Source organism: Sulfitobacter aestuarii (genome assembly GCF_042685005.1).
Taxonomy (GTDB): domain Bacteria; phylum Pseudomonadota; class Alphaproteobacteria; order Rhodobacterales; family Rhodobacteraceae; genus Sulfitobacter; species Sulfitobacter aestuarii.
Window position 1 is genome coordinate 312,881 of sequence record NZ_JBHUMP010000003.1, and the last position, 25,505, is coordinate 338,385.

At 65.3% G+C, this 25,505-nt stretch carries 21 protein-coding genes and 1 tRNA gene; 11 read left to right on the top strand and 11 right to left on the bottom strand.

Features of this window, described 5'->3' with window-relative positions; all coding sequences use genetic code 11:
• Nucleotides 1–99: 99 nt before the first annotated feature.
• Nucleotides 100–810 carry a hypothetical protein gene (locus ACFSUD_RS06015; RefSeq protein ID WP_386372412.1) on the bottom strand — a complete coding sequence of 237 codons (711 nt, stop codon included), beginning with the start codon at nt 808–810 and terminating at the stop codon, nt 100–102.
• Nucleotides 811–1,271: 461 nt separating this feature from the next.
• On the opposite strand from ACFSUD_RS06015, the gene ACFSUD_RS06020 reads away from it, so the two are divergent.
• Nucleotides 1,272–2,561: a CAP domain-containing protein gene (locus ACFSUD_RS06020; RefSeq protein ID WP_386372414.1), complete on the top strand. Its 1,290-nt coding sequence runs from the start codon at nt 1,272–1,274 to the stop codon at nt 2,559–2,561.
• A 178-nt stretch (nt 2,562–2,739) separates the two neighbouring features.
• Here the strand turns inward: ACFSUD_RS06020 and ACFSUD_RS06025 are convergent.
• The 3 genes from ACFSUD_RS06025 to ACFSUD_RS06035 all read right to left on the bottom strand — a co-directional run bounded on the left by ACFSUD_RS06025 (nt 2,740) and on the right by ACFSUD_RS06035 (nt 3,950).
• Nucleotides 2,740–2,825: transfer RNA gene (locus ACFSUD_RS06025), tRNA-Leu, on the bottom strand.
• A gap of 54 nt (nt 2,826–2,879) precedes the next feature.
• On the bottom strand, nt 2,880–3,443 hold the full coding sequence (locus ACFSUD_RS06030; protein ID WP_386372416.1) for a tetratricopeptide repeat protein: 564 nt from the start codon (nt 3,441–3,443) through the stop codon (nt 2,880–2,882).
• A gap of 30 nt (nt 3,444–3,473) precedes the next feature.
• On the bottom strand, nt 3,474–3,950 hold the full coding sequence (locus ACFSUD_RS06035) for an Lrp/AsnC family transcriptional regulator (RefSeq protein WP_386372418.1): 477 nt from the start codon (nt 3,948–3,950) through the stop codon (nt 3,474–3,476).
• A gap of 124 nt (nt 3,951–4,074) precedes the next feature.
• Here ACFSUD_RS06035 and putA point away from each other — a divergent pair, with 124 nt between their 5' ends.
• The 3 genes from putA (at nt 4,075) to ACFSUD_RS06050 (ending at nt 8,699) form a co-directional block, all read left to right on the top strand.
• Complete coding sequence (gene putA / locus ACFSUD_RS06040; protein WP_386372420.1) at nt 4,075–7,494, top strand: bifunctional proline dehydrogenase/L-glutamate gamma-semialdehyde dehydrogenase PutA; 3,420 nt, start codon at nt 4,075–4,077, stop codon at nt 7,492–7,494.
• Between the two features lie 84 nt (nt 7,495–7,578).
• Nucleotides 7,579–8,322 (top strand): rhomboid family intramembrane serine protease, encoded by a 744-nt coding sequence (locus ACFSUD_RS06045; protein ID WP_386372422.1) that lies wholly within the window; start codon nt 7,579–7,581, stop codon nt 8,320–8,322.
• Nucleotides 8,319–8,699, top strand: coding sequence for a GFA family protein (locus ACFSUD_RS06050; protein WP_386372424.1), 381 nt, complete (start codon nt 8,319–8,321; stop codon nt 8,697–8,699). The genes ACFSUD_RS06045 and ACFSUD_RS06050 overlap by 4 nt, the downstream gene beginning before the upstream one ends.
• 52 nt (nt 8,700–8,751) lie before the next feature.
• Here ACFSUD_RS06050 and ACFSUD_RS06055 read toward each other — a convergent pair whose 3' ends face one another.
• Entirely contained in the window at nt 8,752–9,537 is a 786-nt protein-coding gene (locus ACFSUD_RS06055) for an inositol monophosphatase family protein (RefSeq protein ID WP_386372426.1), read from the bottom strand.
• 171 nt (nt 9,538–9,708) lie between these two features.
• On the opposite strand from ACFSUD_RS06055, the gene ACFSUD_RS06060 reads away from it, so the two are divergent.
• The gene (locus ACFSUD_RS06060; protein ID WP_386372428.1) at nt 9,709–10,749 is read left to right on the top strand and encodes an NADP-dependent oxidoreductase; all 1,041 of its coding nucleotides are present in this window, start codon (nt 9,709–9,711) and stop codon (nt 10,747–10,749) included.
• 23 nt (nt 10,750–10,772) lie between these two features.
• On the opposite strand, the gene ACFSUD_RS06065 is transcribed toward ACFSUD_RS06060, so the two are convergent.
• On the bottom strand, nt 10,773–11,678 hold the full coding sequence (locus ACFSUD_RS06065) for a LysR family transcriptional regulator (protein WP_386372430.1): 906 nt from the start codon (nt 11,676–11,678) through the stop codon (nt 10,773–10,775).
• Between the two features lie 97 nt (nt 11,679–11,775).
• On the opposite strand from ACFSUD_RS06065, the gene metF reads away from it, so the two are divergent.
• Both metF and ACFSUD_RS06075 read left to right on the top strand, forming a co-directional pair.
• Nucleotides 11,776–12,642, top strand: coding sequence for a methylenetetrahydrofolate reductase [NAD(P)H] (metF, locus tag ACFSUD_RS06070; protein WP_386372432.1), 867 nt, complete (start codon nt 11,776–11,778; stop codon nt 12,640–12,642).
• 85 nt (nt 12,643–12,727) lie between these two features.
• Nucleotides 12,728–13,207, top strand: a complete 480-nt coding sequence (locus tag ACFSUD_RS06075; protein ID WP_386372434.1) for a PaaI family thioesterase — start codon at nt 12,728–12,730, stop codon at nt 13,205–13,207.
• Nucleotides 13,208–13,235: 28 nt separating this feature from the next.
• On the opposite strand, the gene ACFSUD_RS06080 is transcribed toward ACFSUD_RS06075, so the two are convergent.
• The 3 genes from ACFSUD_RS06080 to ACFSUD_RS06090 all read right to left on the bottom strand — a co-directional run bounded on the left by ACFSUD_RS06080 (nt 13,236) and on the right by ACFSUD_RS06090 (nt 17,910).
• A complete protein-coding gene (locus ACFSUD_RS06080; protein WP_386372436.1) occupies nt 13,236–14,354 on the bottom strand; it encodes a DUF2235 domain-containing protein in 1,119 nt (372 codons plus the stop codon).
• Nucleotides 14,332–16,629 carry a xanthine dehydrogenase family protein molybdopterin-binding subunit gene (locus ACFSUD_RS06085; protein ID WP_386372438.1) on the bottom strand — a complete coding sequence of 766 codons (2,298 nt, stop codon included), beginning with the start codon at nt 16,627–16,629 and terminating at the stop codon, nt 14,332–14,334. The genes ACFSUD_RS06080 and ACFSUD_RS06085 overlap by 23 nt, the downstream gene beginning before the upstream one ends.
• Nucleotides 16,630–16,773: 144 nt before the next feature.
• Nucleotides 16,774–17,910 carry a type III PLP-dependent enzyme gene (locus tag ACFSUD_RS06090; protein ID WP_386372440.1) on the bottom strand — a complete coding sequence of 379 codons (1,137 nt, stop codon included), beginning with the start codon at nt 17,908–17,910 and terminating at the stop codon, nt 16,774–16,776.
• 109 nt (nt 17,911–18,019) lie between these two features.
• On the opposite strand from ACFSUD_RS06090, the gene ACFSUD_RS06095 reads away from it, so the two are divergent.
• Nucleotides 18,020–18,454 (top strand): Lrp/AsnC family transcriptional regulator, encoded by a 435-nt coding sequence (locus tag ACFSUD_RS06095; RefSeq protein WP_386372441.1) that lies wholly within the window; start codon nt 18,020–18,022, stop codon nt 18,452–18,454.
• Between the two features lie 356 nt (nt 18,455–18,810).
• Nucleotides 18,811–21,987, top strand: coding sequence for a valine--tRNA ligase (locus ACFSUD_RS06100; protein WP_386372443.1), 3,177 nt, complete (start codon nt 18,811–18,813; stop codon nt 21,985–21,987).
• Nucleotides 21,988–22,032: 45 nt separating this feature from the next.
• On the opposite strand, the gene ACFSUD_RS06105 is transcribed toward ACFSUD_RS06100, so the two are convergent.
• Nucleotides 22,033–22,812 (bottom strand): crotonase/enoyl-CoA hydratase family protein, encoded by a 780-nt coding sequence (locus ACFSUD_RS06105; protein WP_386372445.1) that lies wholly within the window; start codon nt 22,810–22,812, stop codon nt 22,033–22,035.
• Nucleotides 22,813–22,948: 136 nt separating this feature from the next.
• Here ACFSUD_RS06105 and ACFSUD_RS06110 point away from each other — a divergent pair, with 136 nt between their 5' ends.
• Both ACFSUD_RS06110 and ACFSUD_RS06115 read left to right on the top strand, forming a co-directional pair.
• Nucleotides 22,949–24,052 carry a pyridoxal phosphate-dependent aminotransferase gene (locus tag ACFSUD_RS06110; protein ID WP_386372447.1) on the top strand — a complete coding sequence of 368 codons (1,104 nt, stop codon included), beginning with the start codon at nt 22,949–22,951 and terminating at the stop codon, nt 24,050–24,052.
• A 51-nt stretch (nt 24,053–24,103) separates the two neighbouring features.
• Nucleotides 24,104–24,280, top strand: a complete 177-nt coding sequence (locus tag ACFSUD_RS06115; protein ID WP_386372449.1) for a hypothetical protein — start codon at nt 24,104–24,106, stop codon at nt 24,278–24,280.
• Here ACFSUD_RS06115 and ACFSUD_RS06120 read toward each other — a convergent pair.
• Entirely contained in the window at nt 24,267–25,490 is a 1,224-nt protein-coding gene (locus ACFSUD_RS06120; RefSeq protein ID WP_386372451.1) for a pyridoxal-phosphate-dependent aminotransferase family protein, read from the bottom strand. The two genes, ACFSUD_RS06115 and ACFSUD_RS06120, sit on opposite strands and share 14 nt — an antisense overlap.
• Nucleotides 25,491–25,505: the final 15 nt, after the last annotated feature.

A 25,505-nucleotide genomic window follows, 5' to 3' on the forward strand; every position in this document is an offset into this window, starting at 1 on the left:
GGCGCGGCCAGTGTCGTGCCAGTTTGCGATTGCAACCTCACCTGCCGGAAGGATTACTGTAAGAGGCTGACGGAGTGCCCATAACCCCGGACCCAGGGTTCAACAGAACCTCGTACGCACCACGTAGCGTGGATAGCGGCTGCGCGGATCGGGTCCGTCACGGCGCAATTGCTGATCCGTGAGCGGATCGGTCAGCGGGTTCTCCGGCGCCGGAAAGATCAGGGGCCCGCTTTCATGCAGATTGGGAATCCCCGCGCGCCGACGGAACCGCTCGTCATATAATCGCAAGCCCAGCGGCGGCACGTCGAGCCGCAGTTCCTGACAGATGTGGCGGTTGCTGATCCGGGCCTCGATGCTTTCGTCCGGCGGAAAGGTGGTGATATCGACCAGATGACCGCGTTTGGTGGCGAAATCGCGAATCTCGAACGTCAGCGGCCTGGGCATCTCGAAGCTGCGGGTCAGAGGCCCGGGACCGAAAAGCTCCTCCTCACCCTGCCAGGTCTCGCCCGCGGCAAACCGCAGGGTAAACGTCCCCGGCGGCACCAGTATCCTGAAATATTCTCCGCCCTCGATATAGGCGCCAAGCGCCTCGTCACCGCTTTGCGCGTCGATCAGCGTCAGGAAATAATCCTTGCCGGATGGGGTCTTGACCTGCAGTGGAAAGACCAAGGGCAAACCGGTGCGGTTCCACATCAGCCCTGGCCTGGGAGATTCTTCGCCAGAAGCCGCAACCATTGTCAGGCTCAGGCAGACCAGCAGCGTTCCGGCACCCCTGACAAAGCCCTGCAGCCGCATCGCAATCCTGCGCATCACACCCTTTCCTCCAGACCTAGGACCATCCTAGCACCGCGTCGGGACGGGCGCCATCTTGCGACAGGATGTCGTCCTCCGCGGGGCGGCGGCGCCATTCCGCCAGCGCGCCCCCTGCCCGCAGAAACCTGCCGATCCCCTCGGCCACTCTGGCAGATAGCAGCCGAAATCACGCCGCCGACCGGCCCCTTGCTTGCTCCGCCCGCCGCCTCGACATAGCGTCCGAAAAATCGGTTGGATGCGTGTCATCCCGGTTCGATAACTTGTGTAACGATTTGAAATGCATCCTGAAAACCGCCTCTCTCATACCGAGAAGCGTCTTTTGCCGCAGCGTCGGTCCCAACGCCGAACTCGCGGAAGATGCGTCATGACTGGCTCTGCCCACAACGGGCAACGGGCCGCGAAAATCGGGCCTCCCGCCTGCGGGAGAAATGCAAGCCCCATCAACAAGGAAAGACTTGATGTCCAAAGCAAATGCACTCGAGCAGCAAATGCTCAATCTGATCAACGTCGAGCGCGCCAAGGTCGGCGCGGCGCCGCTGACCTTTGACAGCAATCTCAACAGCTCTGCCGAACAGCACAGCCAATGGATGCTGGAACGCGACACATTCTCCCATACCGGCGAGGACGGCTCGAACGCGCGTGAACGCATGGCCGATGCGGGTTATGTTTTCGAAGGCAACTGGCGCTCGGGCGAGAATATCGGCTGGCAATCCGAACGCGGCGCTGCCGGTCTGAGCGATGACGTCGCACAGATCCATGCCAGCCTGATGGACAGCCCCGGCCACCGCGCCAATATCCTGAACCCGGGGTTCAAGGAAATCGGCATCGGCATCGAGCAGGGCGATTTTACCAAGGGCAGCACCTATGACGCGGTGATGATCACCCAGAACTTCGGCACCACCTCGGCGCAGGATGCAGAAGACAATAACAAGACCCCGGCGCCAGCGGTGAGCGAACCCGCGGTTGAAGAAGATGTGATCGTCTCGCAGCCCGTCGAGGAAGAGACCGTCACGGAAGAGGTGGTAGACACCGCGCCCGATCAGGTCGAACCCGAGCCCGAGCCCGAAAAAGAAGTCGTCGTCGACGCCCGTCCCGATGAAGCCGACGAAGAGGTTGTCGAGGTGACCGAAGAGAAGGTCGTCGAGACCGAGGAAGAGGTTGTCGAGGCGACTGACGAAGAGGTCGTAGTCGAAACCGAGGAAGAGGTCGTCGTCGAGGCCGGAAAAGACGATACGACCCAAGACGTCGTCGTCGACAAGGATACCGGCAAGGACGCGGATGACATCGTCGAGGAAGACGAAAACAACGCGGAGGACACCGTGACGGAGGTCGTCGATACCGACGAGGTGATCACCGAGGAGTCGGCACCCGAACCCGACATGACAGACGACAAGCCCGAGCATGACGGCCCCGCCTTCGACCTCGCGAGCTTCCTCGAGGACATGTTCGGCCGCTTCAACTTCGACCGCATGGCGGATCGTTTCGACGGTTTCAAATCGCGTTTCGGGCGGGATGACGATGCGGACGGGGTTCGGGCGCAACATATGGCACGCAACGACATGTCCGACCGTTGGGAATCCCGCCAGGCGCAGAACGCTGACGAGATGATCTTCGCCACCTCCGACCTCCGTGAAGAGGCGAATGACGAGCAGGCGGCGCATGATTGGCAGGGTCTGGACGCCGATACATTCTCGAACGAGTTCACCCTGACCTGGTCCCATTCCAGCGACGATGGCTTCTCGCTCTGAACCGAGCCTTCCTGACTAGAACGCGAATCCGCCCCCGCTACGCGCGTGGGGCGGAATTTTTTGCCCATGCGGCATCGGGCAGGGCCTTGCAGGTACGATCCGTTCAAGGTCGAACAGCAGGTCGCGTCAATCCCGCCGACGAGCTTTGACCGCCCTGGAACTCAGCTGATTGAAGAGATGGTGCCCGCGGCCGGACTCGAACCGGCACGGCCATACGGCCGGGAGATTTTAAGTCTCATGTGTCTACCATTCCACCACGCGGGCAATGCGCCGTTTCCGGTAGCTGCAACATAAAGCAGGATCGCGCGGTGTAAATGCTCAGATGTCTTCGCCGACCGGTCCCAGCGGCGCGCCCTTGGCCAACAGCGCCGCTTCAGCGAGCCAGGGGTTGTTTTCAACCGCAATCACCAGCTGTTCACGCGCCTCCGCGATCCGACCGAGATTCAGTAATGTCAGCGCCCGGCCCGATTGCGCCGCCACATGATCCGGCTGAAGGCGGAGCGCCTCGTCGAGGTCCACCAGCGCTGCGTCGTAGTTTTCCGTCAGATAGTTGATATAGGCGCGCTGGTTGAAGCCCTCGGCATAATCCGGGCAGTATGCGACAAGCCGGTCGAACGCTTCCAGCGCACCGAGAAAATCGTAGACCTCGCGCCGCCGCATCCCGGTATCGAGCACCTCCTGCGCCGCTTCGTCCGGTGCACGAAGCCAGACCTGCCACATCTTGCCCGAAACCACGCGCCCTGCCCGCGCATCCGGCGCTGCCTGCGCCTCGGCAATCAGGACCTTGAGCTCGGCGCTGACATCGGCGGGCGCCGGGCATTCCGCTGCCGCCGGGGCGGCCAGCAAGGTGAGAATCACAGCGGTCGTTGCAAATGCACGCATCTTTCAATGGTGGCGCGCGGCCTTCGCAGGTCAAGTGGCATCGGCCAGCATGGTTTCCTTCACCGCTTCCATCGCGACATAGGTCGAGGTACTGGAGACATGCGGCAGCGCCGAGATCGTCTCGCCAAGAAACCGCCGATAGGCCGTCATGTCCCGCGTCCGCACCTTCAGCAGGTAGTCGAAATGGCTGGCGATCATATGCGCCTGCTCGATCTCCGGCACTTTCGCCACCGCCGCGTTGAAGGCGCGCAGCGCCGCCTCGCGCGTATCGTTGAGCCGCACTTCCACGAAAGCGACGTGATCGAGCCCGAGCCGGATCGGATCGAGCATCGCCCGATAGCCCAGAATCACCCCCGATTGCTCAAGCCGCCGCAGCCGCGCCTGGGTCGGGGATTTCGACAAGCCGATGCGCCGAGCAAGGTCGGTGATGCTGATCCGTCCGTCCTCGGCCAGCATCGCGAGAATCGCATTGTCGTAGCGATCGAGCGGGATCTCTTCCTTTGTCATGCCATGAGCCTCAATATAGGTCGAACCGACTGGCAAAAGCACGATCTTCAGCCATTCAGCCTGCAAACTATCGCGTATTCTGGATCAAAGACAATATGGACCAACCCTGAAGATGGAACATCACATGGACAGCGCCCCCGCCCCCTCCCTGCGCCACCAGATCGACGCGGCGACCTATGCCGATCCCGACAAGCTGCTGCCGGAACTGGTGCGCTTGGCCGACCTGTCCGAGGCGGAACGCGCCGAGATCAGCGCAAAGGCCGTCGATCTGGTGCGCAGCATCCGAAACACCTCGGCACCAGGGATGATGGAAGTGTTCCTCGCCGAATACGGGCTCAGCACCGATGAGGGCGTGGCGCTGATGTGTCTCGCCGAAGCGCTGCTGCGGGTGCCGGATGCCGATACGATTGACGCGCTGATCGAGGACAAGATCGCCCCCTCCGACTGGGGCCGCCACATGGGCCATTCCACCTCCAGCCTGGTCAACGCCTCGACCTGGGCGCTGATGCTGACCGGCCGGGTGCTCGATGACGATCAGCCCGGCCCGGTGCGTCACCTGCGCGCCGCGATCAAGCGGTTGGGCGAGCCGGTGATCCGCACTGCCGTGAGCCGCGCGATGAAGGAGATGGGCCGCCAGTTCGTGCTCGGCGAGGACATCACCGCCGCGATGCAGCGTGCCCGCGGCATGGAAAAGAAGGGCTTCACCTACAGCTATGACATGCTCGGCGAGGCCGCCCGCACCGAGGCCGACGCGAAGCGCTATCACCTGAGCTACAGCCGTGCGATCTCGGCCATTGCCACCGCCTGCGATGATGCGGATATCCGCAAGAACCCCGGAATCTCGGTCAAGCTCAGCGCCCTGCATCCGCGCTACGAGATTGCCCAGGAAGACGCGGTGATGCGCGACCTGGTACCGCGGCTGCGCGCGCTGGCGTTGCTGGCCAAATCGGCTGGCATGGGGCTCAATGTCGATGCGGAGGAGGCCGACCGTCTGGCCCTGTCGCTGGAGGTGATCGAAACGGTGATGGCCGAGCCCGCGCTGGCGGGCTGGGACGGTTTCGGCATCGTCGTGCAGGCATACGGGCCGCGTGCCGGACGGGTGATCGACGCGCTCTACGACATGGCCGAGCGCCACGACCGGAAGATCATGGTGCGGCTGGTCAAAGGCGCTTATTGGGATACCGAGATCAAGCGTGCCCAGGTCGAGGGCGTCGACGGTTTCCCGGTCTTCACCCGCAAGGCGGCCACCGATGTCTCCTACATCGCCAATGCCCGCAAGCTGCTCGGCATGACCGACCGGATCTACCCGCAATTCGCCACCCATAACGCGCATACGGTGGCGGCGGTGCTGCATATGGCGAAAGACCCCGAATCTTTCGAATTCCAGCGCCTGCACGGCATGGGAGAGACCCTGCACAGGCTGGTGATGGCGCAGAACGGCACCCGCTGCCGGATCTACGCGCCGGTCGGCGCCCACCGCGACCTGCTCGCCTATCTGGTGCGCCGCCTGCTGGAAAACGGTGCCAATTCGAGCTTCGTCAACCAGATCGTCGACGAGGACGTAGCACCGGAAGTCGTCGCCGCCGATCCCTTCGCCCATTGGCGGGAACCGGGGCTGAGGATCGCCACCGGCCCCGAGCTGTTCCAGCCGCTGCGCGCCAATGCAATCGGTTTCGACCTCGCGCACAGTCCGACGCTGGCCCGGATCGACGCTGCCCGCGACCCGTTCCGCGATCACCGCTGGGAAGCCGCGCCGCTGCTGGCGGGCGAGGCCGCGCCGCAGGACCCGGTCGCGGTCGCCAACCCCGCCGATCCGTCCGCCTCTCCGGGCACAATCAGCAATGCGTCCTCGGCCGATGTCGCCACGGCGCTCGATCAGGCTCGCCCCTGGCAGGCACCGCTGTCCGAGCGCCGCAAGGTGCTGCTGCAGGCCGCCGACCTGCTCGAGGCGCGCTTTGGCGAGATCTTTGCCCTGCTGGCGCGCGAGGCCGGCAAGGGCCTGCCCGATTGCGTGGCCGAACTGCGCGAAGGCGTCGACTTCCTGCGCTATTACGCGGCCCAGGCCACCGACATGCCGCCCGCCGGGATCTTCACCTGCATCTCGCCCTGGAACTTCCCCATGGCGATCTTCACCGGCCAGATCGCCGCGGCGCTCGCGGCGGGCAATGCGGTGCTGGCCAAACCGGCCGAACAGACGCCGCTGGTGGCGCATCTGGTGAGCCGGGTCCTGCACGAGGCGGGCGTGCCGCAATCGGCGCTGCAACTGCTGCCGGGCGGCGGCGAGATCGGCGCGGCACTGACCGCGGATGCACGGATCAACGGCGTCGCCTTCACCGGCTCCACCGCCACCGCGCTGAAAATCCGTGCCGCCATGGCCGAGCATTGCGCCCCCGGCACACCGCTCATTGCCGAGACCGGCGGGCTCAACGCGATGATCGTGGACAGCACGGCACTGCCCGAACAGGCGGTGCAGGCCATCGTCGAAAGCGCCTTCCAGTCCGCCGGACAACGCTGCTCGGCCCTGCGCTGCCTCTACGTGCAGGAAGACATCGCGGAGGATTTCACCCGCATGCTGACCGGTGCCATGCAGGCATTGCGCCTCGGTAACCCCTGGCTGCTCAGCACCGATGTCGGCCCGGTGATCGACGAAACCGCGCGCCGCGGCATCACCGATCATATCGCGAAGGCCCGAACCGAGAACCGGGTGGTCGCGGAACTTACGGCCCCCGACACCGGCACCTATGTCGCCCCGACGATCATCCGCATAGGCGGCATCGGCGAACTCGAACGCGAGATCTTCGGGCCGGTGCTGCATCTCGTCACCTTCCGCGCGCAGGAACTCGACCGGGTGATCGACGCGATCAACGCCACGGGCTACGGGCTGACCTTCGGGCTGCAGACCCGCATCGATGACCGGGTGCAACATGTCTGCGAAAGGATCGAGGCGGGCAATATCTACGTGAACCGCAACCAGATCGGCGCCATCGTCGGCAGCCAGCCCTTCGGCGGCGAGGGGCTGTCGGGGACCGGTCCGAAGGCCGGCGGGCCGAACTACCTGCTGCGTTTCAGCGCCCCGCACCAGGGCAAGGCCGAAACCGACTGGACGGAACCGCAAGACCATCTGCCGCCACTGCCCGGACACAGGGTCCAGCCGATCGAGACCCAGTCGCTGCCCGGGCCCACCGGCGAAAGCAACCGGCTCTCCACCCTGCCCCGCGCGGCGCTGCTCTGCATGGGGCCGGGAGAAAAGACGGCCGCCGCGCAGGTCCGCGCGGTCGAGGCGCTCGGCGGAGTGGCGCTCAAGGCCCATGGCAAGATCGACCCGGCGCTGCTCAGCGACGGCCCGGCCTATGGCGGGGTGCTGTTCTGGGGCGATACGACAACGGCGGGCGAGATCGACCGCGCCCTTGCGCGGCGCGACGGGCCGATCGTCCCGCTGATCCGCGGCCTGCCCGACGTCGCGAGGGTGCGCGCCGAACGCCATGTCTGCGTCGACACGACCGCCTCGGGCGGCAATGCCGCCCTGCTCGGCGCCGCGGGCTGAATACCGCCGGGCGGCGGGAGACGCCGCCCGGCCCCTTCAAAAGCGCCTCTTGACCGCGCCCGGGCAATGACGGAGCCTGCCGCCATGTTCCCGATCCGTGATCACAACCCGTCCGGCGCCACACCCTATGTCACCTACCTGCTGATCGCGGTGAATGTCGGAATCTTCCTCAGCTATGTGTCGCTGTTTCAGGATCCGCGCGCGATCAACCTTTTCTTCTTCGATTTCGCGCTGATCCCGGGGCGCATCACCCAGGGCGAGGGCGTCCCGGCGCTCTTCACCTCGATGTTCCTGCACGGCGGCTGGCTGCATCTGGCGGGCAACATGCTGTTCCTGTGGATCTTCGGCGACAATATCGAGGAAGAGATGGGCCACGGCGCCTACCTGCTCTTCTACCTTGGCTGCGGCGTGCTCTCGGGCCTCGCGCATGTGATCTCCGCCCCCTTCTCGCCGGTGCCCACCGTCGGCGCCTCGGGGGCCATCGCGGGGGTGATGGGCGGCTATCTGCTGCTCTATCCCAGGGCCCGGGTCGATATCCTGATCATCTTCATCGTGTTCTTCCGGATCATCCCGATCCCGGCCTGGATCATGCTTGGCCTCTGGCTCGGCATGCAATTCATCGGCGGCGTCGGCGCCGATCCGAGCGTCGGCGGCGTGGCCTATTGGGCCCATGCCGGTGGTTTCTTCGTCGGCATGATCCTGACCCTGCCGGTCTGGCTGCGCCGCGGCGGCCCGGCTTTCTGGCAGCGCACCCACGGCCATCCCCCTCACAGCCCGGCGGCCTACCCGGTCCTGACCAGCCGCCTGCCCAAGGTCAGACGCAAATGAAAAATCCCGAGGAAATCCACCGTGCCAGCTGTCATTGCGGCGCCGTGCTGATCGAGGCGCATTTCCCCGACGGCCTTGCCAATGCGCAGCGCTGCACCTGCTCCTTCTGCCGCCGTCGACAGGCCGCCAACGTCACCGCGCTGGCAGACAGCCTGCGGGTGCTGCGCGGCGCGGACAATCTGACGCTCTACACCTGGGGCAGCCACAGCGCGCAACATTATTTCTGCAAGACCTGCGGGATCTACACCCACCACCGGCGTCGCGTCGATCCCACCCAGTGCGGGGTCAACCTCGGCTGTATCGAGAACGCCCGACCCTGGGAGCACGAACCGATCCCCTGGAGCGACGGTATCAACCACCCTTCCGATCGCGACTGACCGCCCGCTTCTTTATGCCGGAAATACTCAAATCCCGGCATTAGCCGCAGGTTCAGCCCCGGATGATTTTCGCAAAACTGGTATAGATCGCCTCGTTGGCGCAGATGATGTCGCCATCGCCGATGATGTCGCCATCCGCGCTCATCGCCTCGGTCAGCCCGCCGGCCTCCTTGGCGATGATCAGCCCCGCCGCAAGGTCCCAGGGCTTCAGGCGCCGCTCCCAGAACCCGTCATAGCGTCCCGCCGCCACATAGGCGAGATCGAGCGAGGCCGCGCCCCAGCGCCGTACCCCGGCACAGACCGGCAGCAATCGCGCCAGGTCCTTCAATGTCTCGGGCAGATCGGCGCGGCCGCCGAAGGGCAGGCCGGTGGCGAAGATGGCCTCGATCATCCGGCTGCGGCCGGAGACGCGCAAACGGCTTTCGTTCATCCAGGCGCCGGTGCCCTTCTCGGCAAAGAACATCTCGTCCTTGGCCGGATCGAAGACCACACCGGCGACGATCTGGCCCTTGTGCTCGAGCGCGATCGACACCGCCCAATGCGGCAGGCCGTGCAGGAAATTCGTGGTGCCGTCGAGCGGATCGACGATCCAGCGCCGGGTCGGGTCCTGCCCTTCCTCGCCGCCGCCTTCCTCGGCCAGCCAGCCATAGGTCGGGCGCGCGCCCATCAGCTCTTCCTTGAGGATCTTCTCGGCGCCCAGATCGGCGCGGCTGACGAAATCGCCGGCCCCTTTCATCGAGACCTGAAGGTTCTCAACCTCGCGGAAATCCTTGACCAGGGCGCGCCCGGCCTTGCGCGCCGCCTTGATCATGATGTTGAGATTTGCACTGCCAACCATTTTTCTGCACCTTCGATGGATCAGGCCGTGCGTATAGGCGCCGCGGCCGGGATTGCCAAGGGGGCGGGTGGCGCAAAGCCCCACCTTCGCTAAGATGGACCCCGCGTAAAGCCTTGTCCGCCACGTGATCCTGCCTAGCTGACACCAAGACATGACATAAAGGAAGTCCAGATGTCCGAGACCATGGCCCGTATCGTCCTCGCCGCGCGCCCCGACGGCGCCCCCACCCTTGATGACTTCCGGCTCGAGACGGTTCCGCTCGCGGCGCCGGGCAAGGGCGAGGTGCTGGTGCGGGTGCGGTATCTCTCGCTCGACCCCTATATGCGCGGCCGCATGGATGACGCGAAATCCTATGCCGCACCGGTGCCGCTCGGCGGTCTGATGGAGGGCGGCGCCGTCGGTGAGGTCGTAACCTCGAACTCGCCGCATTTTGCACCCGGCGACATCGCCTTCGGCCCCTTCGGCTGGGCCAGCCACGGCATCGCCCCGGCCAGCCATTGCCGCAAGGTCGATCCCGATCAGGCGGAGATCACCACGTCGCTCGGGGTGCTCGGCATGCCCGGTTTCACCGGCTGGCACGGGCTCAACGAATTCGGCCGCCCGCAGAGTGGGGAAACGCTGGTAGTCGCTGCCGCCACCGGCCCGGTCGGCTCGATGGTTGGCCAACTTGCGAAATCCATGGGTCTGCGCGTGATCGGCATCGCTGGCGGAACCGAGAAATGCGTCGCCGCGCGCGAGCTTTTCGGGTTCGACGCCTGTATCGACCACAGCGCCCACGGCTCTGCCGACGATCTGCGCGCAGCGCTGAAGGAGGTCTGCCCCGAGGGAATCGACATCTATTTCGAGAATGTCGGCGGCAAGGTGCTCGAAGCAGTGTTGCCGCTGATGAACCCGCATGGCCGCATCCCGATCTGCGGCATGATCGCCTGGTACAATGCCGGGGGGCTCGGGGAAAGCGCGCAGGACATGGGGCTCACCGCCCCGAAGCTCTGGCGCAACATCCTGGTCAAGTTCCTCAGTGTCAATGGCTTCATCATCTCCAACCACTGGAACCGCTTCCCGGAATTTCTCAATCAGGTGGCACCGCTGGTCGCGGACGGCAGCATCGCCGTCAAGGAGGACATCACCGACGGGCTGGAGAATGCGCCGCAGGCCTTCATCGACCTGCTCGAGGGCGGCAATTTCGGAAAGGCCATCGTCAAGGTCGCGTGAGCCGGGGCGGGGCTGCCCCCGCCCTACTGGGACTGCAGCTTGCGGGCTTCCTCTCCGGCAAGGCTCAACAGCTTGTCCATGAACGGCTTGCCGAGGTCGTCGCTGCGCACCGCCGCATAGAGACGCCGGGTGATGCCGGTCTCGGTCAGCGGCCGGGTCACGTAATCGGAGGAATATTTCACCTCCCGCACCACCCAGTCCGGCAGCACCGACACGCCGCGGTTGGACGCCACCAGCAGCAGGATCACCGCCGTCAGCTCGACCTGCCGGATCGCCGCGGGCTCGACCTTGGCGGGGATCAGCAATTGGCTGAACACGTCGAGCCGTGCCCGTTCCACCGGATAGGTGATCAAGGTCTCGCCCCGGAAATCCGCCGCTTCTATACAGGGTTTCGCCGCCAGCGGATGCGTGCTCGCCGCGACGAAAACCGCCTGATAGTCGAACAATTCGACAAATTCGACGCCGGGCAATTCTTCGGGATCGGAGGAGACCACCAGATCGACTTCCTCGCGCAGCAGCGCCGGGAGCGCCTCGAAGGCAAGGCCGGGGCGGATGTCGACATCGACCTCGGGCCAGGCCTTGCGGAACTGCTCGAGCACTGGGAACAGCCATTCGAAACAGGCATGGCACTCGATGGCGATATGCATCCGCCCGGTACTGCCCGCGCGCAGCCCGGCGAATTCCTCCTGCAGCGCCTGCACCTGCGGCAGCACCTGCCGGGCCAGCCGCAACAGGCGCTGCCCGGCGGGCGACAATTTCAGCGGCTTGGAGCGGCGCACGAACAATTCCACTCCGGCCTGATCCTCCAGACCCTTCACTTGGTGGCTGAGTGCGGATTGGGTGATGTTCATCTGCTCGGCGGCCCGGGCCAGCCCGCCCGCCTCGTGAATGGCCTGGATCGTGCGCAGATGGCGGAACTCGAGGTGCATATGAGGCGTTCCTCATGTTGAAGATGAGAGTTATGAATTTGTCTCACATCCGCAGACATGTCACAAGGGCTGCAACCTGCAAATAAGGATCCGTTCAATGGTCACCCCCGCCGTCTCTTTCGAAGTCTTCCCACCGCGTTCCGTCGATGCGGCTTTCAAGCTGTGGGATACGGCGCAGGCGCTGGCCCCGCTCTCCCCCCGGTTCTTCTCGGTGACCTATGGCGCGGGCGGCTCGACCCGCGACCTCACCCATGATTCGGCGCATGTGCTGCGCCGCACCTCCGGCCTGCCGGTAGCCGGGCACCTGACCTGCGTCGGCGCAAGCAAGACCGAGACGCTGGACGTCGCCCGCAGCTTTGCCGAGATCGGTGTCACCGACATCGTTGCCCTGCGCGGCGACCCCGAGGAGGGCCATGATCGTTTCACCCCGCATCCCGAAGGCTTCGCCCATAGCTGCGAGCTGATCGAGGCACTGGCCGAGCTCGACCAGTTCACCATCCGCGTCGGCGCCTATCCCGATCCGCATCCCGAAGCGGCCAGCGAGGCGGCCAATATCGAATGGCTCAAGCGCAAGTTCGACGCCGGTGCCGACGAGGCGATCACGCAATTTTTCTTCGAGGCCGAGACCTTCCTGCGCTTCCGCGACGCCTGCGCCAGGGTGGGGATCGACAAGAAGATCATCCCGGGCATCCTGCCGGTGACCAACTGGACCTCGGCGCGCAAATTCGCCGACCGCTGCGGCGCCTTCGTTCCTGAATGGGTCGATCTGGCCTATACTGCGGCGCGGCGCGATGATCGCGAACAGCTGCTCTCGACGGCGCTCTGCACCGAGCTGTGCAGCGATCTGCTCGACGAAGGTGTCGAGGATCTGCATTTCTACACGCTGAACCGGGCCGACCTCACCCGCGACGTCTGTCGCGCCATCGGCGTCACTCCAAAAGTCGCCCTGTCGGACGTGGCGTAACCCATCCCCGAAGGCTGCGGTGCCCTTGCGAAAGGGGGCGCCGCGCGCCTAGCATCACCGGCACTGACCCTGCCGGAGTTTCGCCATGCCCCTCGCCCGCCACCCCGACGATCTGCTCAGCCAGGAAGAGGCGCTGAAGCTTTCCGGTCTCGAATTCATGCAATCCATGCTCGAAGGCATCAATCCCGGCCCGCCAATCGCCCGCAACCTGGGCTATCATCTTCACGCCGTGGCGGACGGGCGCGTCATCTTCCGGGGCAAGCCGGGTTTTGCCATGACCAACCCAATGGGCTCGGTCCATGGCGGCTGGTATGGCACGCTGCTGGATTCCGCCATGGCCTGCGCGGTAATGACAAAGGTGCCGCGCGGCTCGGTCTATACGACGTTGGAATACAAGATCAACATCCTGCGCGCGATCCCGCTCGAGACGCCGATAGAATGCATTGGCGAGACCGATCATGTCGGTCGCTCCACCGGCATTGCCCGGGGTGAGCTGCGCGGCATCGAAGATGGCCGCCTCTACGCCACCGGCTCCACGACCTGCATCATCATGAAACTGGCCTGAGCTACAGGCAATCCCTGTCTTGCGGCAGTCAGGGCAGCCGCTTGGCCCCACCGCCGCCCCAGACGGCGCCGCTCGGAAGATGCAGGTGACGCAGCACGCCACCGGGCGTCAGGCTGCGCAGACGTTCCTCGACGCTCTCGTGAAGCCGTTCGGAGGGGTCGGCACCGCTCATCCGCCGCCGCCGCGTCACGAAGACCCGGCCATAGCCGCGGAAAGTGCCGATCGACGGCGCAAGCGCATCCTGCGGGAAACGCTCCTGCCAATCCGACGGCAGCGGCAGACCACAGCTCGCCGCCCGCTCCAACAGCCAGACCAACGGGATATTCGACAGCGGCCGCGCCGCCTCGTAACCGCCGAGCTGGCCGCCGATGTCGCCGTGGGTGCCGGGAAACCAGACCTGCTCGACCCGACCCTGAAACCCGTCATGCGAGTTCCACATGACCGGAGCATAGGCCTTGCGCGTCTCGTCCATCGCCAGAGCCTGGAAACCGTTTTTGACGATGGTGCTGAGGTCATGGTTGTGAAAGGCGTGATGGCGCTCGGACAGCCGCCACAGAACCGGCGCGTTGATGCCCAGGGACTTGACCGTATCCCAGACCCCGATCATCTCGATCTCGACCTGCGGGTGACAGCGATCGCGCGCGAATATTACCCCGGACCTGCCCCCGCCACCCCGCTCGTAGAGCCGGTAGATATCGCGGATGTTGCGTTCGGTCGCATGTTCCGGCCTCAGCAGCCCGACGAGATCGATCACCCCGGCAAGGCTGCGCACCGCATAGGCGCCCCGCGAATAGCCCATCAGGAAGATCCGGTCTCCGGGCCGGTAGCGCGAGGCGAGATAACCATAGGCACGGCGGATCTGCCGGTTGATGCCGCGCCCCATCACCACGTCGCGGGTGCTGCGCCAGTCGCGCCATTGCAGGCCGGGCTCATAATAGATCGACAGGGCCGAGCCCATCTCGCGGCAGAGCTTGTAGGCCAGCCCGGCGTTGGTCTCCTCCCCCGGCTCGAGCGAGGACATGGTGCCGTCGAGGATGATCACATGAGTGACCGCTCCGCGCCGCGGCCCGAAATCGGAAGCAGGCCGTCGCCACAGCCGACCGAAAATGCGGCTCAAAACTTCCTTACTGCGCTGCGACCAATTCACCCTGCAAAAGCTCCCAGACCCGGTGCGGGGTGAACGGCATATCCGCCTGCCGCACCCCGCGCTCCCATAATGCATCCTGCACCGCGTTGGCGACAGCAGCGAGGGCACCGACCGTGCCCGCCTCCCCGCAGCCCTTCATCCCCATGACATTGTTCAGCGAAGGCACCGGCTCGGACACGAAACCGATCATCGGCAGATCGCCGGCCCGCGGCATCGCGTAATCCATGAAAGAGGCGGTCAGCAATTGCCCGTCCGCGTCATGGACGACCCGTTCCTGCAGCGCCTGGCCAATGCCCTGCGCCACCCCACCATGCACCTGCCCTTCGGCCAGCATCGGATTGATCAGATTGCCGAAGTCATCCACCACCTGGTAGCGCGCTACCTCGGTGGCCCCGGTCTCCGGATCGATCACCACTTCGGCGAGATGAGCCCCGTTGGGATAGCTGCGTCCTGGCAGTTTCGCGCGCGCCTCATGGCTCAGCAGATCCTCGCGCCCGGCCCTGCGGGCCATCTCGGCCACCTCGAGCATCCCCGGCGACAGGTTCGATCCCTTGGCCCGGAAGCTCTCGCCGTCAAAGCTGATCGCCCTGGCATCGATCTCCAGGGTCTCAGCCAGGAAACCGATGAAGCGCTCGGTCATTTTTGCCACCGTGCTCAGCGTGGCGTTGTTCTGCGTGGTGACGGATCGCGAGCCGCCGGTGCCGCCCCCCTGTTCGATCAGGTCGCTGTCGCCCTGCACCACACGGATCTTCTCTGCCGGAATACCGGTCTGATCGCTCAGGAAGTGGGCATAGACGGTTTCATGCCCCTGTCCGTTGCTCTGGGTGCCGACATAGATCGCCACGCTGCCGTCCTCCTCGAAAACCACCCTGGCCCCCTCCGAAGGATCACCGAGAATACTTTCGATATAGTAACAGAGCCCCTGGCCACGCAGCAGGCCGACCTTGGCATCCGCCGCCCGACGCTGCGCGAAACCCGCCCGGTCCGCCGCCTGCGCCATCCGGTCGAGCAGCCGCCCGAAAGCGCCGACATCGTAGGTCTCGCCCGTGGCGCTCTCGTAGGGAAACTGCTCGGGCCGGATGAAATTGATCCGCCGCAACTCCCAGGGATCGCGCCCCAGCTCGCGTGCGGCGCGGTCCATGGCCCGTTCCAGCACATAGATCGCTTCCGGCCGACCGGCACCGCGATAGGCATCGACCTGCACCGTGTTGGTATAAAACCCCTCGACCTGCAGCCAGGCGGTTCTGATATCATAGACCCCGGTCAGCACCTTGCTGAACAGCCGCGTCTGGATCGGCTGGCCGAATTGCGAATTATAGGCGCCGAGATTGCAGCGGGTGGTGACGCGGTAGGCGGTGATCCGGTGATCGGCGTCGAAGGCCAGTTCCGCAAGGCTGACGAGATCCCGACCGCCATTGTCACTCAGCATCGCCTCGCCGCGTTCCGACATCCAGCGCACGGGCCGCCCGAGCTGCCGCGCCGCCTGTGCCAGCACGTAATGTTCGGGATAGGTGCCGCCCTTCATCCCGAATCCCCCGCCGACATCCGGATTGGTGACCCGGACCTCCTCCGGCGCCAGACCGAAGGCCTTGACCATCGCCTCCTTGTGATCCCAGACCCCCTGCCCGTTGATCGCCACATGCAGCCTGTCGTCCCGCCACTCGGCATAGCATCCCCGCGGCTCCAGCGAATTGACGATGATCCGGTTGTCCACGACCTCGAGCGAGATCCGATGCGCCGCCTCGGCAAAGGCGGTTTCCGTGGCGGCCTCGTCTCCCATGCCCCAGTCGAAGGCCCGGTTGTCGGGCGCCGCCTCATGCAGAGCCTCGCCACCGGGCGCAAGGTCGAGCTTGGCGGGCAGGTCGTCATGATCGAGCAGGATCAATTCGGCCGCGTCGCGCGCCTGTTCGAGGCTCTCCGCAACCACCAGCGCCACCGGCTCCCCGACATGACGTAGACGGTCTTTGGCCAGCATCGGCCGCAGCGGCGCCGCCGCCCTGCTGCCATCCCGGTTCTCGAGCACTGCACCATCGAGATGGATATCCATCCCGGCGGCCTCCAGATCCGCGATCGTCAATACCGCCGCCACCCCCGGCGCCGCACGCGCCTCCTCGACATCGAGCCCGGTAATCACCCCATGCGCCACCGGCGAGCGGAAGAAAACCCCATGCAGCGCATCTCTGGGGGCGATATCATCGACGTACCGACCGCGTCCGGTGAGGAACCGGGTGTCCTCGACCCGTTTGACCGGTTGGCTTTTCCCGAATTTCTCCATGATGCCGCCCTCGCATGCCCTCATTCTTGACGATAGTCGCCATATGGCGCATGTCCAGAATTGCGGCGGTCGCGACGGGCGATCATCAAGCGGTTGTGTCTTCCCGGCCCGACGGGCGGTTATTGCGAGTACCACCGGGCGGCGTCACTCGAGGGCGGACACCATTTCGATCTGACGGAGCCCGTAGCCGTTGAAACCGGTGTTGGTGGCGATCGAATAGGCCCCCATCCCGGCGAACAACACGTAGTCACCGACCTCGGCATCCTCCGGCAGGGCCAGACCATCGGGCAGACGATCCAGCGAATCACAGGTCGGACCGAAGACGATCCGTGGCTCTGCCGCGCCGTGCCGCAAAACGCCATCCGGCGAGACGACCGAAACCAGCCTGCTCAATCCGATGTCGCGCAGCTCGGTCAGACCGCCATAGATCCCGTCATTGAGGAACACGGTATTGGCCCCGTTCCGCAAAGCCTTGATCCGCGCCGCGATCACGCAGCTCGACGCCACCATCGCCCGGCCCGGCTCACAGAGCAGATCCGGCCGCGCCTCACCGAAAGCCGTGTCCCGGGCCTGTGCCACGGCCGCGAAAACCGCTTTGTGATCCGGGGCCTCGAACCCGCGATCCGCCGCGAAACCGCCGCCGATGTTGAGCCGCGCGATCCGCACCCCCGCCGCCTCCGCGATCGCCGCCGCGGTCTCGACATAATGCACCCAGGCCGCCGGGTCGTGGCATTGGGTGCCGGGGTGGAAGCACAGGGCGGGCACGAAACCCATCTGCGCCACCCGACGCAGCAACCGCGCGGCAAGCTCCGGCGTCGCGCCGAATTTCGATCCGAAATCATAGGCAGCCCCGGCAACCGGCAAGGCGAAACGCACCGCCACCTCCGCCTCGCGCGGCACCGCGTCGAGTTTTTGCAGCTCAGCCGGATCATCAACCGACCAGCTCGCCACCCCGAGGGCGATCCCGGCCTGCACCTCGGCCTCGGAGCGTACCGGATTGTTGTAATGCAGCACCGCCCGCGGATCGGCCGCGCGCACGGCCGCCATCTCCGCAGGCGAGGCCACGTCAAAGGCCGAAATCCCGGCTGCGACCAGGTTGTTCAACACCTCCGGACGGTCGTTCGCCTTGACTGCATAGGTCACCAGCCCGTCGATTTCCGCGCGAAACCGCCGCGCCGTCTCCTGCAACACCGCAGGCGCGAAAAACAATATCGGCGTGTCGGGGCGATGCTCGGCCAGATACCTGGCCGGGCTCTGCGCAAGGGGGCGGTCAATCTGCATCGTATTACCTCGTGAACATGTTTTCCCCAAAATATCCGCCAGCCTCGCCATAAACACGTGGCAGAACGCCGAATCGCAAGGTAAGTTGCGACAAAGTGACGAGGCAGACATGCGATTAGACGAAACCGATCAGGCACTCATCGCCGCGCTGCAAGGCAACGCGCGCCAGCCCATCGCCGATCTGGCACGCGGCCTCGGCCTGGCCCGCACTACGGTGCAGGCGCGTCTCGACCGGCTCGAACGCGGCGGCGCCATCGCGGGCTACACGATCCGCCTCGGCAGCGCGCTGCGCGACCCGCTCCGGGCCACGGCGCTGGTCAGCATCGAACCCCGCAGCGGTCCCGCAGTGCTGAACCGGCTGCGCAGCCTGCCAGGCGTACAGGTCGTGCACACGACCTCGGGCCGGTTCGACCTGCTGGTGCAGATCGCCGCCCAGACCACGCAGGAACTCGACGAAACCCTGGATCGCATCGGCGAGGCCCGCGGCGTGAAAAGCTCCGAAAGCCTGATCCACCTCAGCACCAAACTTGACCGGCGGTGCTGATCCGCAGCGCCGGGATTCGAGTATTTACGGCATAAAGAAGCGGCTGTTCGGACTTTGTTCACAATAACACGCCAGGATCGCGCCACGGTACAGGCGGGAGCGCCGATGACCGTGCATGGAGAAGCGGCCCCTTCGTTGCCCAGAGGCTGAAAGGCAGGACGACGAAGGGGTTCTTGCTGCTTCTTTATGCCCCAAATACTCAGCCCCGCGTGCCGCGTATGTCCTGCTCCGCGTTTTTCGCCCCGGGCCTGCGAGCCGGGCAGGCACCGCTCTTTGCCCCATCGCCTATGCCGCCGCCCTTTCCCTTTGCCGCAAGCTTCGCTAGATCAACGCGCAAGCAAAACGGGATCGTGATCATGGCACTCGACAAGACATTCAACGCCGCGGACGCCGAAACGCGCCTTTACGCGGCATGGGAAGAGGCAGGGGCTTTCAAGGCCGGGGCCAATGCCTCGCGCAGCGAGACCTTCAGCATGATGATCCCGCCGCCCAATGTCACCGGCTCGCTGCATATGGGCCACGCCTTCAACAACACGCTGCAGGATATCCTGGCGCGCTGGCACCGGATGCGGGGGTTCGACACGCTCTGGCAGCCCGGTCAGGACCATGCCGGCATCGCCACGCAGATGGTCGTGGAACGCGAGCTCGCCGCCAGTGGCCAGCCGACGCGCCGCGAACTGGGCCGCGAGGCCTTTACCGCAAAGGTCTGGGAGCAGAAGGCGAGATCCGGCAATACGATCATCGACCAGCTCAAGCGTCTCGGTGCTTCCTGCGATTGGTCGCGCAATGCTTTCACCATGTCCGGCGCGCCGGGGGCGCCCGAAGAGGAAAGCGGCAATTTCCATGACGCGGTGATCAAGGTCTTCGTCGACATGTACAACAAGGGGCTGATCAATCGCGGCAAGCGGCTGGTCAACTGGGACCCGCATTTCGAGACCGCGATTTCCGATCTCGAGGTCGAGAGCACCGAAGTCGATGGCCATATGTGGCATTTCAAATACCCGCTCGCCGGTGGCGCCACCTATACCTATGTGGAGCGTGACGAGGACGGTACCGTGCTCTTCGAGGAAGAGCGCGACTACATCTCCATCGCCACCACCCGCCCAGAGACCATGCTGGGCGATGGCGCCGTCGCCGTGCACCCGTCGGACGAGCGCTATGCGCCGATTATCGGCCAGCTTTGCGAGATCCCGGTCGGTCCGAAGGAACAGCGCCGCCTGATCCCGATCATCACCGATGAATATCCCGACAAGGATTTCGGCTCCGGCGCGGTCAAGATCACCGGCGCCCATGATTTCAACGATTACGGCGTCGCCAAGCGCAACGACATTCCGCTCTACGCACTGATGGACACCCGGGGGCGGATGCGCGCCGACGGGCTGCCCTATGAACAGGCCGCCGCTCGCGCCCGGGCCATCGCCGAGGGGCGCGAGGAAGCGCCCGCCGATGCGACCGAGATCAACCTGGTGCCCGAGGCCTATCGCGGTCTCGACCGTTTCGAGGCGCGGCAGCGGGTCATCGAGGATATCCATGCCGAGGGCCTCGCTGTGCTGACCCAGGCGCATGATCCGCGTCTCGGCAGAGCCGCGCAGAAACCTGTCGCCCCCGAGGAGGGTGGCGAGGCGCGCGAGGAAGAGCTCGTGCCGCTGGTCGAAGACAAGAAGATCATGCAGCCCTTCGGCGACCGGTCGAAAGTGGTCATCGAGCCGATGCTGACCGATCAATGGTTCGTTGACACCGCCAAGATCGTGCAGCCTGCCATCGATGCGGTGCGCTCCGGCGAGGTGACGATCCTGCCCGAGCAGGACCGCAAGGTCTATTTCCACTGGCTCGAGAACATCGAGCCCTGGTGCATCTCGCGCCAGCTCTGGTGGGGGCATCAGATCCCGGTGTGGTATGGAATGGCCCCCCATTCTAAAACCGACCCAGCACTAGAATTTCGAAGCTTTTGCGGTGCAGACTTCGAAAGTGTCAAAACGCAGGCGATAGAACTATATAGAGCTCGTTTTCCAGAAGCCGACGTTATTGTCGAAGAGTTGTTCGCCGATTCTGAAACTATTTGGCCCAAAACTAGGGAAGAGTTTGAGGAATATAATGAGTTTGCTCGACGCAATGGCCTTAAGGAGCAAGTTTACATTGAGAAGCTTGAAGGTAACCGAATATCCAAGTTCAAAATCAATACTGACGAGAAGACCGGGCGCAAAAAGCTGACGTTCTTCCTGCGTCGCGACCCCGACGTCCTCGACACCTGGTTCTCCTCCGGCCTTTGGCCGATCGGCACGCTGGGCTGGCCCGAGGATACCGAGGAGCTGGCGAGATATTTCCCGACCAACGTGCTGATCACCGGCTTTGACATCATCTTCTTCTGGGTCGCCCGGATGATGATGATGCAATATGCCGTGGTCGATCAAAAACCCTTCGACACCGTCTATGTCCACGCGCTGGTGCGCGACGAGAAGGGCAAGAAGATGTCGAAATCGCTCGGCAACGTCATGGATCCGCTCGAGCTGATCGACGAATACGGCGCCGATGCGGTGCGTTTCACCCTGGCGGCCATGGCCGCCATGGGGCGCGACCTGAAGCTCAGCACCCAGCGCATCGCCGGCTATCGTAATTTCGGCACCAAGCTGTGGAACGCGCATCGCTTCGCAGAGATGAACGGCGTTTTCACCGGCACCCCCGCGGCGATGCCGACACCGCAGGCGACGCTCAACAAATGGATCGTCGGCGAGACCGCCCGCATCCGCGAGGATGTCGACGCGGCGCTGGAGAACTACCGTTTCAACGACGCCGCCAACGCGCTTTATGCTTTCGTCTGGGGCAAGGTCTGCGACTGGTATGTCGAGCTCAGCAAACCGCTGCTGCAGGAGGACGCGCCCGAGGCCGAAGAAACCCGCCAGACCCTCGGCTGGGTGCTCGATCAATGCCTGGTCCTGCTGCATCCGATCATGCCGTTCATCACCGAAGAGCTGTGGCAGACCACCGCCGCGCGGCCGAAGATGCTGGTGCATGGCGACTGGCCCGACTACACCACCGCCGAGCTGCTCGATGCCGAGGCCGACCGCGAGCTCAACTGGGTGATCGGGCTCATCGAAAGCATCCGCTCGGCGCGCGCGCAAATGCATGTGCCCGCCGGTCTGCATGTGCCGATGCTGGTCACCGGCATGGACGCCGCCGCCGAGGCCGCCTGGGAGCGCAATGAGGCGATGATCAAGCGGCTGGCGCGGGTCGAGAGCCTGGAGCGGGCCGAGAGTTTCCCCAAGGGCACGGTCTCGATCGCCGCGCCGGGCGCCGATTTCGGCCTGCCGCTGGCCGGGTTGATCGACATCGAGGCGGAAAAGGCGCGGCTGCAGAAGACGCTCGACAAGCTCGGCAAGGAGATCGGCGGGCTCAACGGGCGTCTTAAGAACCCGAAATTCGCCGCTTCCGCGCCGGAAGAGGTGGTCGCGGAGGCCAGGGCCAATCTGCAGGCCCGTGAAGAAGAGGCCGGTCAGATTGAAGCGGCGATCGCGCGGCTGGCCGAGTTGGGGTGACGTTTCGGGGTTGGGGGAGATGGGTGCGAGCACCCATCATCCCCATCACCCCCGCCGGGCGAACTCCGCCGCCACCGCCTGCAACTGCTCCTCACTGCCGATCAACCCGGCCTGCTCGCGCGATTCCGCCAGCAACACTTCCTCCGCCGAGGCCCCGCTTTCGGCCACGCCGATCAGCCGCTTGGCCGCCCGGATCGCCGAAGGGCTGCGCCCCGCGATCACCTGCGCCAACGCGGTCGCCGCCGCGAGCGGGTCTTCCGCCAGCTCACTGACCAGCCCCCAACGCTCGGCGCGCTCCGCGTCGATCACCTCACCGGTATAGGTCAGCCGCCGCAGATGATCGCTGCGCAGCAGCTTCGGCAGCAGCACCATACCGCCCATATCCGGCACCAGCCCCCATTTCATCTCCATCACCGCCAGCCGCGTGTCCGGTGCCGCGATGCGGATATCCGCTCCCAGTGCCAGCTGCAGCCCGGCGCCATAGACCGCGCCATGCAGCGCCGCGATCACCGGGATCTCAAGCCGTGTCCAGACCATCACCAGCTCCTGCCATTGATTGGTGCTGCCCGCGCCATGGCTACGCGGCATGATCAACGCCTCCGGGTCCTGACCGATCATTCCCGACAGCCCGGTAATGTCGATCCCTGCGCAAAAGGCGCGGCCCTCGCCGCTGATCACCACGGCGCGTGCATCCGAGGCACCGACCTCTTCTCCGGCAGCGATGATGGCGCTGATCATCTCCGCATCGAGCGCGTTCATCTTGTCCGGCCGGGTCAGGCGCAGATGGGCGATATTCTCGTCATAGGTCACGGAAAGGCGGGCCATTTCTCACTCCTTGGTGTTTGCCGCCATTTCAACCGATCCGCACCGCCTGGGCCAGCCAAACGTCACGGCAGCGCCCGCAGGGGCGCAGTACCGCCCTGCCTCTTGCACGCTCCCAGAGCCCGGCCTATCAACCCCTATGACAGAACGCCGCCTCACCCCGCTCGCCCGATCCCTGCCCGCCTCGGTGCCCTTCGTCGGCCCCGAAACCCATGAACGCGCCATCGGCAAGCCCTTCGTGGCGCGGCTCGGGGCCAACGAGAACGTCTTCGGCGCCTCGCCCCACGCGATCGCCGCCATGGCCGATACCGCGCCCTGGATGTATGGCGACGCCGAGAGCCATGACCTGCGCGGCGCGCTGGCCGCCCATCATGACACCACGCCCAATCATATCATCGTCGGCGAGGGGATCGACGGGCTGCTCGGCTATCTGGCGCGTCTCTTTGTCGAACCCGGCGATGCCGTGGTCACCTCCGAGGGCGCCTATCCGACCTTCAACTACCACGTCAGCGGTTTCGGCGGCGTGCTGCACAAGGTGCCCTTCAGGGATGATCACGAAGACCCCGCCGCGCTCTTTGCCAAGGCGGCAGAGGTCGACGCCAAGCTGGTCTATCTCTCCAATCCCGACAATCCGATGGGCAGCTGGCATCGCGGCGCGGATATCGTGAGCGCGATGGACGAGTTGCCCGCGCGCAGCCTGCTGGTGCTCGATGAAGCCTATGTCGAATGTGCGCCCGAAGGCACCGCGGCGCCGCTGCCTGCCGACGATCCGCGACTGATCCGGATGCGCACCTTCTCCAAGGCCTACGGGCTCGCCGGGGCGCGGATCGGCTATGCCATCGCCGCGCCGGACCTGATCCGCGAGTTTCACAAGGTGCGCAACCATTTCGGCCTGAACCGCGCCGCGCAAGCCGGGGCGCTGGCGGCGCTGCAGGACGGGCGCTGGCTTTGCCATGTGCAGGAGCAGATCGAGATGGCGCGCCTTCGGATCGCCGCCATCGCGAGGGACAACGGGCTGATACCGCTGCCGTCGGCAGCCAATTTCGTCAGCGTCGATTGCGGCGCCGATGGTGCCTTTGCCAAGGCGGTGCTCGACGGGCTGGTCGCGCGCGGAATCTTCGTGCGCATGCCCTTCGCCGCGCCGCAGAACCGCTGCATCAGGGTAAGCTGCGGCACCGACGCGCAGCTCGACGCCTTCGCCGCCGCCCTGCCGGATGCGCTGGCCGCCGCGAAAAACCTCTGAACGGGCGGCGCGCTTGCGCTATACTGGCGCGGTTCTCGGAGCGAGCCCGCCATGCGCAAACATCACCAATGCCCCCCGGCCCCGGATTATACCCGGACCTGCATCGTCATGTTCGGGGTCAATCTGGCGTGGTTTTTGCTGCTGATCTGGGCGCTCTGGGGTCTTGCCGCCGGGGCCCTCGCGGGCTGGCTGGTCCATCGCCTGATCGCCCGGATCAGACCCGGATAAACTCGCCGCCCGCGATCACCTCGGCCGCCGCGTCGAGCGCGCCTTTCCCATGCGCGATACCGAGCGCGCGCATCCCCGCCTCGACCCCGCCGAGCATCCCCAGGATCATGTGACCGTTGACATGGCCCATATGGCCGAGCCGGAAAAACCCGTGCCAGGCCGGATCGCCCGGCGCCGCCATGCCGAGCCCGACCCCCAGCGTCAGGCCAAGCTGCGTCTGCACCCAGTCGCGCAGCTCCGTCGCGCCCGGCGCGGGCAGCCGCAGTGCCGTGACCGCATGGCTGCGACAGTCGCGCTCCGCGATGTTGATCGCAAATCCCCCCTCCCGCGCCCAGGCCTCGCAGGCGGCCCAGACCGCCCGCGCCAATACCGCATGACGCTGCCAGACCTGTTCGATCCCCTCCTCGTGGATCATGTCGAGCGCGCAGCGCAGCCCGTAGAGATGCTGGGTCGGCGCGGTGCCGCCGTGATACTGGTAGAATTCCTCCGCCTGCGCGCGCGGCTGCCAGTCCCAATAGCGGCTGACCCGCGCCATCGCGGCACGCGCCTCTGCCGCCTTATCGCTGAAAAAGACGAAGCCCAGCCCCGGCGGCACCATCAGCCCCTTCTGCGAGGCCGTGACCATCACATCGACGCCCCACTCGTCCATCTCGAACCGCTCGCAGCCCAGCGAGGCGATGCAATCGACCATCAGCAGCGCTGGGTGAGCGGTGGCATCCAGCACCCCGCGCAGCGCCGCAATGTCGTTGCGCACGGAGCTCGACGTATCCACATGCACCGCCAGCACCGCCTTGATCTCGTGGCCCCTGTCTTCGCGCAGCCGCGCCTCGATCCGGCCCATGTCCATCGGTGCCGCACGACCGAACTCGAGGATCTCGACCACCGCCCCGATGCCGCTCGCCATCTCGCCCCAGCCATGACCGAACCGCCCGGTGGCGGGCACCAGCACCTTGTCGCCAGGTGCGATCACATTGCTCAGCGCCGCTTCCCAGGCCGCATGACCGTTGCCGATATACATCGCCACATGATGCCGCGTGCGCGCCACGCGCCGCAGGTCGGCCAGCAGCCCCGGCATCATCTCGACCAGCTCCCCGGCATAGATATTCGGCGCCGCCCGGTGCATCGCGTTCAACACTGCATCGGGGATCACCGAAGGCCCGGGGATCGCCAGATAGGCGCGCCCCTGCGCCAGGACGGGAGGTCGTGCCATGCTGAGCCCTCTGAT

Excerpts from the sequence above, each read along its gene's own strand:
- ACFSUD_RS06050 (WP_386372424.1), top strand. The coding sequence starts at position 8,319 with ATGAAAAATCCCGAGGAAATCCACCGTGCCAGCTGTCATTGCGGCGCC.
- ACFSUD_RS06035 (WP_386372418.1), bottom strand. The coding sequence starts at position 3,950 with ATGACAAAGGAAGAGATCCCGCTCGATCGCTACGACAATGCGATTCTC.
- ACFSUD_RS06085 (WP_386372438.1), bottom strand. The coding sequence starts at position 16,629 with ATGGAGAAATTCGGGAAAAGCCAACCGGTCAAACGGGTCGAGGACACC.
- ACFSUD_RS06055 (WP_386372426.1), bottom strand. The coding sequence starts at position 9,537 with ATGGTTGGCAGTGCAAATCTCAACATCATGATCAAGGCGGCGCGCAAG.
- ACFSUD_RS06110 (WP_386372447.1), top strand. The coding sequence starts at position 22,949 with ATGACAGAACGCCGCCTCACCCCGCTCGCCCGATCCCTGCCCGCCTCG.
- ACFSUD_RS06045 (WP_386372422.1), top strand. The coding sequence starts at position 7,579 with ATGTTCCCGATCCGTGATCACAACCCGTCCGGCGCCACACCCTATGTC.
- ACFSUD_RS06105 (WP_386372445.1), bottom strand. The coding sequence starts at position 22,812 with ATGGCCCGCCTTTCCGTGACCTATGACGAGAATATCGCCCATCTGCGC.
- ACFSUD_RS06075 (WP_386372434.1), top strand. The coding sequence starts at position 12,728 with ATGCCCCTCGCCCGCCACCCCGACGATCTGCTCAGCCAGGAAGAGGCG.
- metF (WP_386372432.1), top strand. The coding sequence starts at position 11,776 with ATGGTCACCCCCGCCGTCTCTTTCGAAGTCTTCCCACCGCGTTCCGTC.
- ACFSUD_RS06015 (WP_386372412.1), bottom strand. The coding sequence starts at position 810 with ATGCGCAGGATTGCGATGCGGCTGCAGGGCTTTGTCAGGGGTGCCGGA.
- ACFSUD_RS06020 (WP_386372414.1), top strand. The coding sequence starts at position 1,272 with ATGTCCAAAGCAAATGCACTCGAGCAGCAAATGCTCAATCTGATCAAC.
- ACFSUD_RS06065 (WP_386372430.1), bottom strand. The coding sequence starts at position 11,678 with ATGCACCTCGAGTTCCGCCATCTGCGCACGATCCAGGCCATTCACGAG.
- ACFSUD_RS06060 (WP_386372428.1), top strand. The coding sequence starts at position 9,709 with ATGTCCGAGACCATGGCCCGTATCGTCCTCGCCGCGCGCCCCGACGGC.
- ACFSUD_RS06030 (WP_386372416.1), bottom strand. The coding sequence starts at position 3,443 with ATGCGTGCATTTGCAACGACCGCTGTGATTCTCACCTTGCTGGCCGCC.
- ACFSUD_RS06095 (WP_386372441.1), top strand. The coding sequence starts at position 18,020 with ATGCGATTAGACGAAACCGATCAGGCACTCATCGCCGCGCTGCAAGGC.
- ACFSUD_RS06100 (WP_386372443.1), top strand. The coding sequence starts at position 18,811 with ATGGCACTCGACAAGACATTCAACGCCGCGGACGCCGAAACGCGCCTT.
- putA (WP_386372420.1), top strand. The coding sequence starts at position 4,075 with ATGGACAGCGCCCCCGCCCCCTCCCTGCGCCACCAGATCGACGCGGCG.
- ACFSUD_RS06120 (WP_386372451.1), bottom strand. The coding sequence starts at position 25,490 with ATGGCACGACCTCCCGTCCTGGCGCAGGGGCGCGCCTATCTGGCGATC.
- ACFSUD_RS06115 (WP_386372449.1), top strand. The coding sequence starts at position 24,104 with ATGCGCAAACATCACCAATGCCCCCCGGCCCCGGATTATACCCGGACC.
- ACFSUD_RS06090 (WP_386372440.1), bottom strand. The coding sequence starts at position 17,910 with ATGCAGATTGACCGCCCCCTTGCGCAGAGCCCGGCCAGGTATCTGGCC.